The sequence below is a fragment of the Aureimonas sp. CAS genome (assembly GCF_059838215.1).
Genome location: NZ_CM187563.1, coordinates 2,718,326 through 2,732,406, shown reverse-complemented (window position 1 = coordinate 2,732,406; position 14,081 = coordinate 2,718,326). Strand labels below are relative to the sequence as shown.

Sequence of the window (14,081 nt, the reverse complement as noted above, 5' to 3'; positions counted from 1 at the left end):
ATGTCGACCCTCTCCATTCTCGGCGTTCTCGCCTATCCGAACATCGACCCCGTTCTGGTCGAGATCGGCCCGCTGGCGATCCGCTGGTACGGCCTCGCCTACGTCGCGGGCATCCTCTGCGGCTGGCTTTCCGGGCGCTACCTCGCGGGCAAGGACGCGCTCTGGCCGGGCGGGGTCTCGCCCATCACCAAGGACGACGTCGATGACTACATCCTCTGGGTCACGGTCGGCATCGTGGCGGGCGGGCGCCTCGGCTCCATCCTCTTCTACGACACGGCCAACTGGATGGCCGACCCGCTGGCGATCCTGCGCGTCTGGGAAGGCGGCATGTCCTTCCACGGCGGTCTCATCGGCGTGGTGCTGGCGACGCTCCTCTTCGCGCGCCGCCGCAAGGTGCCGCTCTGGAGCTTCGGCGACGTCGTGGCGGCGAGCGTGCCCTTCGGCCTGTTCTTCGGACGCCTCGCCAATTTCGTGAACGCCGAACTCTACGGCGCGCCGACCAATGTCGCCTGGGCGATGGTGTTTCCGGGCGCCGGCCCGGAGCCGCGCCATCCGAGCCAGCTGTATCAGGCGGGTCTGGAGGGCATCGCGCTCTTCATCCTCCTGTATGTCGCGATCCACCGCTTCCACACGCTGCATCGGCCGCGTCTGACGATCGGGCTCTTTCTCGTCGGCTACGCCTGCGCGCGGATCTTCTCCGAGTTCTTCCGCCTGCCGGACGCCCATATCGGCTACCTCGCCGGCACCTCCTGGCTGACCATGGGCATGGTGCTGTCCCTGCCAATGGCGGCGCTCGGGCTCATCTGCATCGCATCGGCCAAGCGGGCGGTGGCGAACCCGAGCGCCGACGCCATCGCCAAGCGGAGCGCCGTCGCCTCTTGAGCGAGCTGCCCGCGAAGATCGCGGAGGCGATCGGGCGCGAGGGGCCGATGAGCCTGGAGCGCTTCTGGAACATCGCGCTCTTCGACCGTCGAGACGGCTATTACAGCCGGGGCAAGCCGATCGGCGTGGACGGCGACTTCACCACCGCGCCCGAGATCAGCCAGATGTTCGGCGAACTGATCGGCGCCTGGCTCCTCGCCGCCTGGAGGGCGCTGGGGCGCCCCGCGCCCTTCGTGCTGGCTGAGTTCGGCCCGGGCCGCGGCACGATGATGGCCGACATCCTGCGGACGGTCCGCCAACTCGACGTCGAGTTCGCCAGGGCCGCCCGCGTCAGGCTGATCGAGACAAGCGACCGGCTGGCCGCCGAGCAGATCGAGCGCCTGTCGCGCTTCGACATGGCGCCGGTGCGCGTGCGGCGCTTCTCCGACCTCGAGGATCTGCCGCTCTTCCTCGTCGCCAACGAGCTCTTCGACGCCGTCGCCGTCCGCCAGTACCGCTTTCGCGGCGGGGTCTGGCGCGAGCGGCGCGTCGGCGCGGGCGAGGACGGCGGCTTCCGGTTCGTCGAGGCCGACAACGTCGCCGCCGAGGCCCTGCCGCTGCCGGCCGAGGACGCGCAGGAGGGCGCGATCTTCGAACTCTCTCCGCTGCGCGAGGCGATCGCGAGCGAGATCGGCGCGGCGATCGTGGCGCGGTCCGGCGCGGCGCTGATCCTCGACTACGGTCACGCTCGCTCGGCCTATGGCGACACGCTGCAGGCCTTGCGGGGCCACCGCTTCGCCGATCCGCTCGTCGAGCCGGGTTCGTGCGACATCACGAGCCATGTCGATTTCGAGCGTCTCGCCGGCGCGCTCGGTGAAGCAGGGGCGCGGGTCTCCCCGGTCATGGAGCAGGGCGACTTCCTGGTGGCCCTCGGTCTTCTGGAGCGGGCAGGGCGCCTCGGCGCTCCGGCCGACGAGGCGGGGCGCAGGGCGATCGAGGCGGCGGTGCGGCGCCTTGCCGGGCGGGGCGCCGACGAGATGGGCGCGCTCTTCAAGGTGGTGGCCGCAAGCTCGGCCGCGCTGCCCTTGCCGCCCTTCGCCGCGACACCGACATCCAATTGACTTCGCCCCGGCCCTCGCACACGATCCCGCCCATGCAGCCCGCACGCCGTGAATCGGCCTCTCAACTGACCGAGCATGATGTCGTGCAGAGCGCCGAACTGGGCGCGGCGAGCGGCGTCGCCCATGCCTTCTTCACGCGGTCCGGCGGCGTCTCGACCGGAATCTACCGGGGCCTGAATGCCGGGATCGGCAGCGACGACGAAGGCGAGGCGGTGGCGGAGAACCGCCGGCGGGCCGCGTGTTTCCTGGCCGGTGCCGACGACATCGTGACGCCCTGGCAGATCCATTCGCCGGAGGTCGTCGCGGTGGACGCGCCCTTCGGATCGAGCCGTCCGAAGGCGGATGCGGTGGTCACCGCGACGCCGGGCCTCGCCATCGGCGTGGTGACGGCGGACTGCGGACCCGTGCTCTTCGCCGATCCGCAGGCGCGGGTCGTGGGCGCGGCCCATGCGGGCTGGAAGGGCGCCGTCGGCGGCGTCCTGGAGGCCACCATCGGGGCGATGGAGCGGCTCGGCGCGACTCGGGGCTCGATCGTCGCCAGCCTCGGCCCGACGATCACGCAGCGCCATTACGAGGTCGGCGCCGCCATGGCCGACGACATCGTGGCGAACGATGCCGAGGCCGCGCGCTTCTTCTCGCCGGGCGCCACGTCCGACAAGCGCCAGTTCGACCTGCCCGGCCTCATCGTTTCGCGCCTGACGCGCGCAGGGGTCGCCGCCGGCTTCGTTGGCGCATGCACCTATGGGGACGAGGAGCGCTTCTTCTCCTACCGCCGGACCACCCATCGGGGCGAGCCCGACTACGGCCGGCAGATCTCGGCGATCGCGCTCACCGCCTGAGCGCCGGGCCATCACGCATAACATCGAGGGACGGGACGATGCTGCACTTTCAGCCGGAGGAGTATGCGGGGCGGCTCGAACGCCTGAAGGCCGAGATGGAGGCGCGCAAGCTCGACGCCATGCTCCTGTTCGCGCAGGATTCCATGTACTGGCTGACGGGTTACGACACGTTCGGCTTCTGCTTCTTCCAATGTCTGGTGGTGAAGGCCGACGGCGAGATGCGGCTTCTCACCCGCTCGGCGGATCTGCGGCAGGCGCGACAGACCTCCAACATCGAAACCATCGTCGTCTGGCGGGACCGCGCGGGCGCCAACCCGGCTATCGAACTGCGCGACATGTGCGACGAGATGGGCCTCCTTGGCATGAAGGTCGGCATCGAGCGCTCGACGCACGGGCTGACGGCGGCCAACGGCAAGCTCGTCGACGACAAGCTCGGCTCCTTCGCGACCCTCTCCGACGCCTCCGACCTCGTGCCGTCGCTGCGGCTGGTGAAGAGCGAGGCGGAGATCGCCTATGCGCGCGAAGCCGCCCGCATCGGCGACGAAGCCTTCGACGCCATGCTCGCGCTCGTGCGGGCGGGCGCCGACGAGGCCGAACTGCTGCACGCGCTGCAGGGCGAGGTGTTCCGCCTCGGCGGCGATTATCCGGCCAATCCCTTCATCCTCGGCTCCGGACCCGACGCGCTCCTGTGCCGCTCCAAGTCCGGCCGACGCAAGCTCGACGCGCGCGACCAGCTGACCGTCGAATGGGCGGGCGTGAAGGCGAACTACCACGCGCCCGCGATGCGCACCGTCATCGTCGGCACGCCGCTGATGCGCCACGAGGAGCTTTACGCCGCCGCGCGCGAGGCCCTGGCCGCGGTGGAGGAGGCGATGCGCCCCGGAAGCACCTTCGGCGAGGTCTTCGACGCCCATGCCCGCGTGATGGAGGAGCACAAGCTCGTGCGCCATCGTCTGGCGGCCTGCGGCTATTCGGTCGGCGCGCGCTTCGCCCCGTCCTGGATGGACCCGCAGATGTTCATGACGGGCAACACGCAGATCATCGAGCCGAACATGACGCTCTTCGCCCACATGATCCTGATGGATTCGGAGGAGGGCGTCGCGATGACGCTCGGGCGGACCTATCTGACCACCGACGGCGCGCCGGAGCCGCTGTCGAGACTGCCGCTCGACCTCGTCACGGTGTCGTAAGCATTTCGGCGATGCCGACACTGGCGCTTTGACTCTTCACCCGTTGTTGGTATGGAGCCCGCCATAAGCCACGGGCGGCGCTCGACAAGGGTGCGCAAGGCGTTCCAGCATCCGACGCGGGTCAGTCCATGAAGCTCTTCTCCGGCAATTCGAACCGGGCGCTTGCCGAAGCCATCTGCGCCTATCTCGAGCTGCCGCTCGGCAAGGCCTCGGTCCGTCGCTTCGCCGACGAGGAAATCTTCGTCGAGATCCAGGAGAACGTGCGCGGCGAGGACGTCTTCATCGTCCAGCCGACGTCCTATCCGGCGAACGATCATCTGATGGAGCTTCTCATCATGATCGACGCCATGCGGCGCGCCTCGGCGCGGCGCATCACGGCGGTGATCCCCTATTTCGGCTATGCGCGGCAGGACCGGAAGGCCGGCGGGCGCACCCCCATCTCCGCCAAGCTCGTCGCCAACCTCATCACCGAGGCGGGCGCCGACCGCGTGATGACGCTCGATCTGCACGCCGGCCAGATCCAGGGCTTCTTCGACATTCCGACCGACAACCTCTTCGCGATCCCGCTGATGGCGCGCGACATCAAGGCGCATGTCGAGGCCGAGAACTGCATGGTCGTGTCGCCGGACGTCGGCGGCGTGGTCCGTGCCCGCTCACTCGCCAAGCGCCTCGACGCGGCGCTCGCCATCGTCGACAAGCGCCGCGAGAAGCCGGGCGAATCCGAGGTGATGAACATCATCGGCGACGTCGCGGGCCGCCACTGCATCCTGGTCGACGACATCATCGATTCGGGCGGCACGCTCTGCAACGCGGCCGACGCGCTGATGAAGCAGGGCGCGGCCAGCGTTCGCGCCTACATCACGCACGGCGTGCTTTCGGGCGGCGCCACGGCGCGCATCGCGGCCTCGCGCCTCGAAGAACTGGTGATCACCGACTCCATCCAGCCGCCGCAGGCCGTTCGCGAAACCGGCAATATCCGCGTCGTCTCCACAGCCAACCTCCTCGGCGAGGCGATCCAGCGCACGGCGGCCGAGGAATCGGTCTCCTCGCTCTTCGACTGACGGCTCCCTATATCCCTCGCATGGCTCGCGGTGCCCTCGGCGCCGAAAGGAAACGCCCATGCGAACGCGCCTGATCGCGGCTCTTCTGTCGGCCCTTGCCCTTGCCGGCTGCGTCTCCGTCAGCCCCGCCGAACGGCGGGCGGCGGACGAGAACCAGTGCCGGTCCTACGGCTTCCGGCCGGGGACCGACGCCTTCGCCTCCTGCCTGCAGCGGATCGACCTCTCGCGCGCGGCCGATCGGCGCGCGGCGCTGCTCTACGATCCCTTTCCGCCGCGCCCGGTCTACGCGCCGATCATCGTCCGCTGACGAGGGGTACGATCCGCTCCAGCCAGGCGGTCAGCGAATCCATCGCGGGCCGGCGGTAGGCCTCGATCTCGTTCAGCGTCTCGTGCCGCGCGCCGGGGACGATCAGGCTCGTGACGTCCTTCAGACCGGCGCTCCGCATGCGGGCCGCCAGCCGCCCGACCGCCGCGCCGCTCTTCGTCGCCGGATCGGCGCCGCCGCCCAGAAGATGCAGCGGCAGGCTGTTCGGCAGAGCGGCGAGGGCCTTGCGGCCGGCGCCTTCCAGCGTGAGGGCGGTCAGGTCCTCGGCGAGCGAGACGGTCGGGTTCCAGCCGCACAGCGGGTCCGCCTCGTAGGCGGCGGCGATCCCCTCGTCATGCGTGAGCCAGTCGGCATCGCGGCGGCGGTCCGGCACCGACCGCGCCCAGGCGCGGAAGGTCAGCGCCGGAAAGAGCGCGCTCGCCACGTCCGAGCCGCGATAGATGCGCTCCAGACGGAAGAGGGCGCGGGCGATGAAGACGTCCGGTCCCCGGTCGAGATTGCCGTTCCAGAGCGCGACGCCCGCGAGCGCGGCCCCTCGCCGCGCGGCGAGATTCGCGGCGATGAGCGCCCCCATGGAATGGCCCAGAACGACGACGGGAAGGCCCGGATGGGCCGCTCGCGCAAAGGCCTCCACCGCCTCGCAGTCCCGCAGAACCGCTTCCGGACCGTCCTTTCCGGCAAAGCGGCGGGGAGGGGCGTCCGGCGCTCGCGTCCCGCCATGGCCGCGATGATCGTGGGCATGGACGTGGAAGCCGAGCGCGGAGAGCTCACGCGCAAGGCGCGCGTAGCGCGCCGAATGTTCGGCCAGTCCATGCAGGATCAGGACGATCCCGCGCGCTCTCCCTTCGGCCGGTTGCGAACGCAGGAGAAGCGTCGCGCCGGTCGGCGATTCGAGGACTGTCGGCCGGTCGAACATGAAACGCTCCAGCTGCTCGCAGGGCAGGCAGGGAGCGGCGCGCGATTGAGCGGCGCGCTCGCCGCCTGTGCAGATGCGCCATGCCTTTGCCCGCCCCTGCGGAATCGTGTTGCGGCAGCGGATGCGGCGCGTCAACACTGAGCGCCGTGTTCCTCCCTTTGGGCCGCTCCATGACCAGACTTCTTCTCGCCGCCTCCGTCGCCGCCGCCGGGCTCCTCGCCCCGAGCCTTGCGGGCGCCCAGGATCTGACGCCCGTCCGCTTCACGCTGGACTGGCGCTTCGAGGGTCCGGCGGCCGGCTTCCTGCTGGCGAAGGAGCGCGGCTATTTCGAAGAGGCGGGCGTCGATGTCTCGATCGACGTCGGCAACGGTTCGCTGGAGGCGATCCCGCGCATCACCACCGGCACCTACCAGATGGGCTTCGGCGACCTGAACGCGCTCATCAAGTTCCTCGACACCAATCCGGACGAGCCCATCGAGGCGGTGCAGATCGTCTACGAGCGGCCGGCCTTCTCCATCGTCGGGCGCGCCTCGCAAGGGGTGACCGAAGACCCGGCCTCGTTGGAGGGCAAGACGCTGGGCGCTCCGCCGCCGGACGGCGCCTACGCCCAATGGCCCGCCTTCGTGGAGGTCAACGACCTCGACACCTCCTCGATCACCATCGAGAGCGTCGGCTTTCCCGTGCGCGAGCCGATGCTGGCGCAGGGCGCGGTCGACGCCGTCTTCGGCTTCGCCTTCTCGGTCGTCCTGAACCTCAAGGCGCAGGGCGTCGCCGAAGAGGACATCGTGCCGATCCTGATGGCCGACCACGGGCTCGACCTCTACGGCAACGCCGTGATGGTGAACACGAATTTCGCGCAAGAGAACCCGGACGCCGTGCGCGGAGTGCTGGCCGCGATCACCCGCGGCTTCAAGGACGCGATCGCCGATCCGCAGGCCGGCGCCGAGGCGGTGCTGCGCGCCAACAACATCCTCAACCTCGAAACCGAGATCGAGCGCCTGGAAATGGCGAACGAGATGAACATCGCGACGGCGGCCGTGCGCGAGAACGGCTTCGGCGGCGTGGACGAGGACAAGCTCGCGCGCTCCATCGAGCTTCTCGACCTGTCGGTCGGGCTGGAGAACCCGCCGTCGCCGGACCGCGTCTTCGACGGCCAGTATCTGCCGCCCGAGGCCGACCGGATGATCGACTGAGCGGGCGAGGGGGCGCCGGCATGAACCCGCTCGTCACGCTCGACGACGTCTCGCTCCGCTATGGCGGCGACGGCGGAACGCTGGCTGTGGAAGGCCTGAACCTTCGGGTCGGGCGCGGCGAGTTCGTCGCCGTCGTCGGTCCTTCCGGCTGCGGCAAGTCCACGCTGATGAAGCTCGTCACCGGGCTCCAGGGGCCGAGCGAGGGCGTCGTCATCGTCGCGGGCAAGGAGGTGTCGGAGCCGGTGTCGATCGTCGGCATGGCCTTCCAGAACCCGACGCTGCTGCCCTGGCGAACGACGCTCGACAACATCCTCCTGCCCCTGGAGATCGTGGAGCCGCACAAGAGGCGGCTGCGCCGGCACAAGGCGGAGTACGTCGCCAAGGCCGAGGCGCTGCTCGACCTCGTCGGGCTCAAGGGCTTCGGCTCGAAGTATCCCTGGCAGCTTTCGGGCGGCATGCAGCAGCGCGCCAATCTCTGCCGCGCGCTCATCCACGAGCCCGAGCTGATCATGCTCGACGAGCCCTTCGGCGCGCTCGACGCCTTCACGCGCGAGGAGCTGTGGATGGTGATCCGCGACATCCACGCGCAGAAGGGGATAACCATCGTCCTCGTGACCCACGATCTGCGCGAGGCGGCCTATCTGGCCGACCGCGTGGTGGTGATGACGGCGCGGCCCGGCAAGGTGAAGCTGGAGCGCGAGGTGCCCTTCGACCGCCCGCGCCCGCTGGATCTGATGTACGAGAAGCCCTTCGTCGATCTCGTCCACGAGCTCCGAGCCGAGATCGCAGAGGCGAGGGTGGCGGCATGAGCGAGCTTCCCGCCGACATCCGCGCCGTCGAGGCCAAGCCAAAGCCGCGCAGGAAGGCCGGGGGCGGCGTCGACTGGGTGAAGCTCGCGCCCTGGCTCTACACGATCGGGCTGTTCGTGATCTGGGAGGGCGCGGTCCGGCTGTTCCAGATGCCGATCTACATCCTGCCCGCGCCCTCGGTGATCCTCGGCGCGATTATCCAGTACTGGCCGGCGATCTGGACGAATTCGCTGCAGACGCTGTTCACCACCGTCGCGGGCTTCCTGCTCGCCGTCGTCTTCGGGCTGGGCCTCGGGCTGCTGGTCGGCTGGTCGCGCACGATCTACGCCGGTCTCTATCCGCTCATGATCGGGTTCAACTCGATCCCGAAGGTCGCGGTGGTGCCGATCCTCGTCATCTGGTTCGGCATCGGCACGGTGCCGGCGATCCTGACCGCCTTCCTCATCGCCTTCTTCCCGATCGTGGTGAACGTGGCGACGGGCCTCGCCACCATCGAGCCGGAGATGGAGGACGTCTTGCGCGCGCTCGGCGCGTCGAAATGGGAGATCATGACCAAGGTCGGCATCCCGCGCTCGATGCCGTACTTCTTCGGCTCTCTGAAGATCGCGATCACGCTCGCCTTCGTCGGTTCGGTGGTCTCGGAGACCATCGCGGCCAATTCCGGCCTCGGCTTCATGATGCTGGGCGCGCAGTCGCAGTTCAACGTGCCTCTGGTCTTCGCCGGGCTCGTGATGCTCGCGATCGAGGGCATCGTCATGTACGCGCTGATGGCGCTCCTGGAAAAGCGCATGACGGGCTGGGCGCATCGTTCGGGAGCGGCGCGCTGACAGGAGAGGGCGTCTGGCCTATGGATGGGGCCATGAGACCCGTCCTTTTCGCCGCCATCCTTTCCGTCCTGCCCTGGAGCGCTCAGGCGCAGGTGCCGATGGTCGGCGCCTTCGTCGCCGAGGCGACGTGTCCCGCGACCCCGTCGATCCGAAACCCGGACGACAATCCCGGCAATGTCGCGACGCAGGCCGGGCGGACCTACGCGCTCGTCGGGCGCAACGCGGTGCCGGGCAGTCACTATCTGATCCTCGTGCCCGGCGCCGACCCCGAGCGGCGCTGGGTCGCCTATGGCTGCGGCCGCGTGGAGGACGAGGCGACGCAGGCGGCGGAGGCCGAGGAAGCCTCGCCGGAGCGGCCGGGCGCGGTGCGCGACGACTTCCTGCTGGCGGCGAGCTGGCAGCCCTCCTTCTGCGAGACGCGCCCGCGCGTCACCGAATGCCGCGACGGCGCGCGCGACGATGTCGGCTTCTCGCTGCACGGGCTCTGGCCGCAGCCCCGCGGACGGGACTATTGCGGCGTCGAGCCGCGTCTGGTGGCGCTCGACGAACGCGGCGACTGGGAGCGCCTGCCCGCGCCGGACCTGACCGCCGCGACCGAGGCGGCGCTGGCGGAGGTGATGCCGGGCGTCGCCTCCGGGCTCGACCGGCACCAATGGATCAAGCACGGCTCCTGCTTTCCGGGGGACGCGCAGACCTATTTCGCGGTCTCCGTCCGCCTTCTGAACGAGCTGAACGCCAGTTCCGTCCGCGACCTCTTCGAGGCCTCGGTCGGGGAGACGCTCGACGCCTCCGCCATCCGCGCCGCCTTCGACGAGGCCTTCGGACGCGGGGCGGGGTCGCGCGTCCTCGTCGACTGCGCGGAAGCGGACGGCCGGCGGCTGATCCGCGAGTTGCGGATCGAGCTCTCCGGCTCGCCCGACGCTCCGCTGGCGGACCTCATTCATGGCGCGCGGAACGTCTCTCCCGGATGCCGGCGGGGCGAGGTGGACGCCGCTGGGCTCGCCGCCGGTTGAGCGCGGGCGGGTCGATCCCCATCTGACAAGCCAGGCGGCGCGCCTTCCTCCTCGACGGCTCCAACGGGCCTGACCGAGGCGTCGGTTTCCTGAAAATCGATTCCGATTTCCGGGCCGATGCTGTAGAAGCGCGCCAACTCATCATTCATTCGAACGACGACCGGGACGTTAATGGCGCGCCAATTCATCTACCACATGTCGGACCTGACGAAGGCCTACGGCAACAAGAAGGTGCTGGAGAACATCCACCTCTCCTTCTACCCGGACGCCAAGATCGGCATCCTCGGCCCGAACGGCGCGGGCAAGTCGACGCTGCTGAAGATCATGGCGGGCGTCGACAAGGATTACACCGGCGAGGCCTGGGCGGCCGAGGGCGCGACCGTCGGCTATCTGCCGCAGGAGCCCAAGCTCGACGAGTCCAAGACCGTGTTCGAGAACGTGATGGAGGGCGTCGCCGACAAGAAGGCGATCCTCGACCGCTACAACGAACTGATGATGAACTACTCGGACGAGACGGCCGACGAGGGCGCCCGTCTTCAGGACGAGATCGACGCGCAGAACCTCTGGGACCTGGAGAACCAGGTCGAGATGGCGATGGACGCGCTGCGCTGCCCGCCGGGCGATGCGGCCGTCGGCCCGCTGTCGGGCGGCGAGAAGCGCCGCGTGGCGCTCTGCAAGTTGCTCCTGTCCAAGCCCGACATCCTGCTCCTCGACGAGCCGACCAACCATCTCGACGCCGAGACCATCGCCTGGCTGGAGAAGCATCTGCGCGAGTACACGGGCTCGGTCCTGATGATCACGCACGATCGCTACTTCCTCGACAACGTGACGGGCTGGATTCTCGAGCTCGATCGCGGGCGCGGCGTGCCCTACGAGGGCAACTACTCGGTCTATCTGGAGAAGAAGACCAAGCGCATGGCGCAGGAGGGCCGCGAGCAGGATGCGCGCATGCGCGCCATCAGCCGCGAGCGCGAGTGGATCCAGCAGGGCGCCAAGGCCCGCCAGACCAAGTCCAAGGCGCGTATCCAGGCCTATCACGAGCTGGTCGAGGCGGCGGAGAACCGTCGTCCGGCGGACGGCAAGATCGTCATCCCGGCCTCCGAGCGTCTCGGCAACAAGGTGATCGAGGTCGAGAACCTGACCAAGGGCTACGGCGACCGCGTCCTGATCGAGAACCTCTCGTTCAAGCTGCCGGCGGGCGGCATCGTCGGCATCATCGGCCCGAACGGCGCCGGCAAGTCGACGCTGTTCAAGATGATCACCGGGCAGGAGAAGCCGGATTCGGGTTCGATCACGATCGGCGAGACCGTCGATCTGGGCTATGTCGACCAGAGCCGCGACCACCTCGACGGCAACAAGAACGTCTGGGAGGAGATCTCCGGCGGCGTCGACATCATGAAGCTCGGCAAGTTCGAGATGAACTCCAGAGCCTATGTCGGCAACTTCAACTTCAAGGGGCCGGACCAGCAGCAGAAGGTCGGCACGCTCTCGGGCGGTCAGCGCAACCGCGTGCATCTGGCCAAGATGCTGAAGACCGGCGGCAACGTCATCCTGCTCGACGAGCCGACCAACGATCTCGACACCGAGACGCTCGCGGCCCTCGAGGACGCGCTGGAGGAATACGCCGGCTGCGCCGTTGTCATCAGCCACGACCGCATGTTCCTCGACCGTCTGGCGACGCACATCCTCGCCTATGAGGGCGACAGCCACTGGGAGTGGTTCGAGGGCAATTTCGAGGATTACGAGCAGGACAAGATCCGTCGCCTCGGCCCCGAAAGCGTCAACCCCAAGCGCCCGACCTACAAGCGCCTGACGCGCTGAAGGCCCGAGCGCTTCGACTTCGCCGGTCCGCGCCTCTTCCCGGCGGCGCTCCGGCGGCTACATCGCCATGCAGGCCGTCCTTCGCGGATGCGCGACGGCCGGCCCCGGCGGGGCGGCGACCAGGATCCTCGGGCGTTCCCCCGAGGAGTGGACGAGCGACGTAGAGGCATGGACCGATTGAACTTCCGGCAGCTCTTTCACGCGCTGCCGAGCCCTCACATGATCCTCGACCGGGATCTGAGATACGCGGCGGCCAACCCGGCCTACGAGGCGGCCGTCGGGGTTGCCGAAGCGGACCTTCTCGGCCGCGCGATCATGGAGGCCTTCCCGAACGACGGCGATGCCGGACGCCGGCTGGTCGCCTCGCTGCGCAGCGTCATCTCCAGCGGCAAGCCGGATACGCTGGCCTATATCCATTACGCCATTCCGCGTTCCGAGCATCTGGGCGGCGGCATCGAGGACCGTTACTGGACGGCCGTCCACACCCCGCTGTTCGGCGCGGACGGAGAGGTGATCTTCGTCCTGCAGAACACCGTCGACATCACCGAGCTCGTGCGTCTGCGCGAGGCGGCGGCCGTGCCCTTTCGCATGTTTCCTGGCGAACTGGAGCTCGTCCAGCGCGCCCGCGAGGCCGAGGCCGCGGTGGAGCGCTCCGAGCGCGAAGAGGTCACCGACTTCCGCCGTCTCTTCGAGGAGGCGCCGGGCATGGTCGCCGTCCTGCAGGGACCCGAGCACGTCTTCACCTTCGCCAACGCGATGTATCGGCGCTTCGTCGGCGAACGCGATCTCGTGGGGAACAAGGTGCGCGCCGCCCTTCCCGAACTGGAGGGGCAGGGCTTCTTCGAAATGCTCGACGCGGTCTACATGACCGGCATGCCGACGGGCGGCAAATCCGTACGCGTGATGATGGCGCAGAGCGAAGGCGGCGCCCCCGAGGAGGCCTATCTCGATTTCTCCTACCGCCCGATCCGCAACGAGCACGGGGATGTGTCGGGGGTCTTCGTCCAGGCCACCGACCAGACCGACAATGTGCGCGCGAACGACCGGCAGCGTCTTCTCATCGACGAGCTCAATCACCGCGTGAAGAACACGCTGTCCTCCGTGCAGTCGATCGCCCGCCAGAGCTTCCGAGGCGACTACGACCCGCGCGTGGCGCAATCCACCTTCGACGCCCGCGTCCAGGCGCTGTCGCGCGCCCACGACGTTCTCAGCGAGCGCCATTGGGAAGCGGCGGACCTCAGGACCGTTCTCCTGAAGGAACTCTCGATCTACGATCAGGCGCGCGTCCATCTGTCGGGCAAGCCCGTGCGGCTTCGCTCGAAGGCGGTGATCGCCCTCGCGATGGTCTTTCACGAGCTGGCGTCGAACGCGGTGAAGTACGGCGCCCTCTCGCGGGACGAGGGCGGTCTGGACGTTTCCTGGTCGATCGCGGAACGTTCGGGCGGCCGGCTCGCCATCACGTGGCGGGAGGTCGGCGCGCCGGTGCCGGGCGAGGTCGTGCCGGCTTTCGGCCTCAACATGTTGCGCCGGATCGTCACCGGCGAACTCGACGGGTCGCTCGACCTTGCCTTCGAGCCGGCCGGGCTCATCTGTCGCTTCGAGATTCCGCTGACGGAGATCGAGGACATTGCAGGTGGATGACATCGGGCGAAGCCGGCCGGGCGCGCAGTCGCTCGCCTCGCTTCGTGTGTTCGTGGTGGAGGACGAGAGCCTCGTCGCCATGCAGCTGGAGGACATTCTCGCCGATCTCGGCTGCAACCTCGTCGGCCTCGCCATGCGGCTTAACCGGGCACTGGAGATGCTCGACGGCATCTCAGACATCGACGTCGCGATCCTCGACGTGAATCTGGGAGGCGAGAAGGTCTATCCGGTGGCCGATGCCCTCCGCCGCCGGGGTGTGCCGGTGATCTTCGCGACCGGTTACGGCCGCAGCGGGGTCATGCCCGAATGGCAGACACGCCCCGTGCTCCAGAAGCCCTATACGGACACCCAGGTCGCCCGGACGCTGGAGGAGGCCGTCTCGGCCCCCGCCTGAGGCCCGGGCGGGACGCCCCGTCCCGCCCGCCGGGACCGGCAGGCCGGGATTTCGAAGCGCGGACGGGGTT

The 14,081-nt window shown here is 68.9% G+C and carries 14 protein-coding genes; 13 read left to right on the top strand and 1 reads right to left on the bottom strand.

Annotated elements, in window-relative coordinates:
* The 6 genes from lgt to AC6R2M_RS13050 all read left to right on the top strand — a co-directional run bounded on the left by lgt (position 1) and on the right by AC6R2M_RS13050 (position 5,379).
* Positions 1 to 882 (top strand): prolipoprotein diacylglyceryl transferase, encoded by an 882-nt coding sequence (gene lgt / locus AC6R2M_RS13075; protein WP_500482817.1) that lies wholly within the window; start codon positions 1 to 3, stop codon positions 880 to 882.
* Complete coding sequence (locus AC6R2M_RS13070) at positions 879 to 1,982, top strand: class I SAM-dependent methyltransferase (protein ID WP_500482815.1); 1,104 nt, start codon at positions 879 to 881, stop codon at positions 1,980 to 1,982. The genes lgt and AC6R2M_RS13070 overlap by 4 nt, the downstream gene beginning before the upstream one ends.
* Before the next feature lie 32 nt (positions 1,983 to 2,014).
* Entirely contained in the window at positions 2,015 to 2,821 is an 807-nt protein-coding gene (gene pgeF / locus AC6R2M_RS13065; RefSeq protein WP_500482813.1) for a peptidoglycan editing factor PgeF, read from the top strand.
* A 38-nt stretch (positions 2,822 to 2,859) separates the two neighbouring features.
* Positions 2,860 to 4,011 (top strand): M24 family metallopeptidase, encoded by a 1,152-nt coding sequence (locus AC6R2M_RS13060; RefSeq protein WP_500482811.1) that lies wholly within the window; start codon positions 2,860 to 2,862, stop codon positions 4,009 to 4,011.
* 128 nt (positions 4,012 to 4,139) lie between these two features.
* Positions 4,140 to 5,072 (top strand): ribose-phosphate pyrophosphokinase, encoded by a 933-nt coding sequence (locus AC6R2M_RS13055; protein WP_500482809.1) that lies wholly within the window; start codon positions 4,140 to 4,142, stop codon positions 5,070 to 5,072.
* Positions 5,073 to 5,130: 58 nt separating this feature from the next.
* Positions 5,131 to 5,379: a hypothetical protein gene (locus AC6R2M_RS13050; protein ID WP_500482807.1), complete on the top strand. Its 249-nt coding sequence runs from the start codon at positions 5,131 to 5,133 to the stop codon at positions 5,377 to 5,379.
* On the opposite strand, the gene AC6R2M_RS13045 is transcribed toward AC6R2M_RS13050, so the two are convergent.
* The gene (locus AC6R2M_RS13045) at positions 5,366 to 6,448 is read right to left on the bottom strand and encodes an alpha/beta fold hydrolase (protein ID WP_500482805.1); all 1,083 of its coding nucleotides are present in this window, start codon (positions 6,446 to 6,448) and stop codon (positions 5,366 to 5,368) included. The two genes, AC6R2M_RS13050 and AC6R2M_RS13045, sit on opposite strands and share 14 nt — an antisense overlap.
* Positions 6,449 to 6,483: 35 nt before the next feature.
* Here AC6R2M_RS13045 and AC6R2M_RS13040 point away from each other — a divergent pair, with 35 nt between their 5' ends.
* The 7 genes from AC6R2M_RS13040 to AC6R2M_RS13010 all read left to right on the top strand — a co-directional run bounded on the left by AC6R2M_RS13040 (position 6,484) and on the right by AC6R2M_RS13010 (position 14,011).
* Positions 6,484 to 7,506, top strand: a complete 1,023-nt coding sequence (locus AC6R2M_RS13040; RefSeq protein ID WP_500482803.1) for an ABC transporter substrate-binding protein — start codon at positions 6,484 to 6,486, stop codon at positions 7,504 to 7,506.
* Positions 7,507 to 7,526: 20 nt separating this feature from the next.
* The gene (locus tag AC6R2M_RS13035) at positions 7,527 to 8,315 is read left to right on the top strand and encodes an ABC transporter ATP-binding protein (protein WP_500482801.1); all 789 of its coding nucleotides are present in this window, start codon (positions 7,527 to 7,529) and stop codon (positions 8,313 to 8,315) included.
* Positions 8,312 to 9,142: an ABC transporter permease gene (locus tag AC6R2M_RS13030; protein ID WP_500482799.1), complete on the top strand. Its 831-nt coding sequence runs from the start codon at positions 8,312 to 8,314 to the stop codon at positions 9,140 to 9,142. Before AC6R2M_RS13035 ends, AC6R2M_RS13030 begins: the two co-directional genes overlap by 4 nt.
* 32 nt (positions 9,143 to 9,174) lie before the next feature.
* Positions 9,175 to 10,155, top strand: a complete 981-nt coding sequence (locus tag AC6R2M_RS13025) for a ribonuclease T2 family protein (RefSeq protein ID WP_500482797.1) — start codon at positions 9,175 to 9,177, stop codon at positions 10,153 to 10,155.
* A 171-nt stretch (positions 10,156 to 10,326) separates the two neighbouring features.
* Positions 10,327 to 11,976, top strand: coding sequence for an energy-dependent translational throttle protein EttA (ettA, locus tag AC6R2M_RS13020; protein ID WP_500482795.1), 1,650 nt, complete (start codon positions 10,327 to 10,329; stop codon positions 11,974 to 11,976).
* A 168-nt stretch (positions 11,977 to 12,144) separates the two neighbouring features.
* Entirely contained in the window at positions 12,145 to 13,617 is a 1,473-nt protein-coding gene (locus AC6R2M_RS13015; protein WP_500482793.1) for a sensor histidine kinase, read from the top strand.
* Positions 13,610 to 14,011, top strand: coding sequence for a response regulator (locus tag AC6R2M_RS13010; protein ID WP_500482791.1), 402 nt, complete (start codon positions 13,610 to 13,612; stop codon positions 14,009 to 14,011). The genes AC6R2M_RS13015 and AC6R2M_RS13010 overlap by 8 nt, the downstream gene beginning before the upstream one ends.
* The last annotated feature ends 70 nt before the right edge of the window (positions 14,012 to 14,081 follow it).

Coding starts and splice junctions, on each gene's coding strand:
- lgt (WP_500482817.1), top strand. CDS start 1: ATGTCGACCCTCTCCATTCTCGGCGTTCTCGCCTATCCGAACATCGAC.
- ettA (WP_500482795.1), top strand. CDS start 10,327: ATGGCGCGCCAATTCATCTACCACATGTCGGACCTGACGAAGGCCTAC.
- AC6R2M_RS13050 (WP_500482807.1), top strand. CDS start 5,131: ATGCGAACGCGCCTGATCGCGGCTCTTCTGTCGGCCCTTGCCCTTGCC.
- pgeF (WP_500482813.1), top strand. CDS start 2,015: ATGCAGCCCGCACGCCGTGAATCGGCCTCTCAACTGACCGAGCATGAT.
- AC6R2M_RS13040 (WP_500482803.1), top strand. CDS start 6,484: ATGACCAGACTTCTTCTCGCCGCCTCCGTCGCCGCCGCCGGGCTCCTC.
- AC6R2M_RS13030 (WP_500482799.1), top strand. CDS start 8,312: ATGAGCGAGCTTCCCGCCGACATCCGCGCCGTCGAGGCCAAGCCAAAG.
- AC6R2M_RS13035 (WP_500482801.1), top strand. CDS start 7,527: ATGAACCCGCTCGTCACGCTCGACGACGTCTCGCTCCGCTATGGCGGC.
- AC6R2M_RS13015 (WP_500482793.1), top strand. CDS start 12,145: ATGGACCGATTGAACTTCCGGCAGCTCTTTCACGCGCTGCCGAGCCCT.
- AC6R2M_RS13060 (WP_500482811.1), top strand. CDS start 2,860: ATGCTGCACTTTCAGCCGGAGGAGTATGCGGGGCGGCTCGAACGCCTG.
- AC6R2M_RS13025 (WP_500482797.1), top strand. CDS start 9,175: ATGAGACCCGTCCTTTTCGCCGCCATCCTTTCCGTCCTGCCCTGGAGC.
- AC6R2M_RS13055 (WP_500482809.1), top strand. CDS start 4,140: ATGAAGCTCTTCTCCGGCAATTCGAACCGGGCGCTTGCCGAAGCCATC.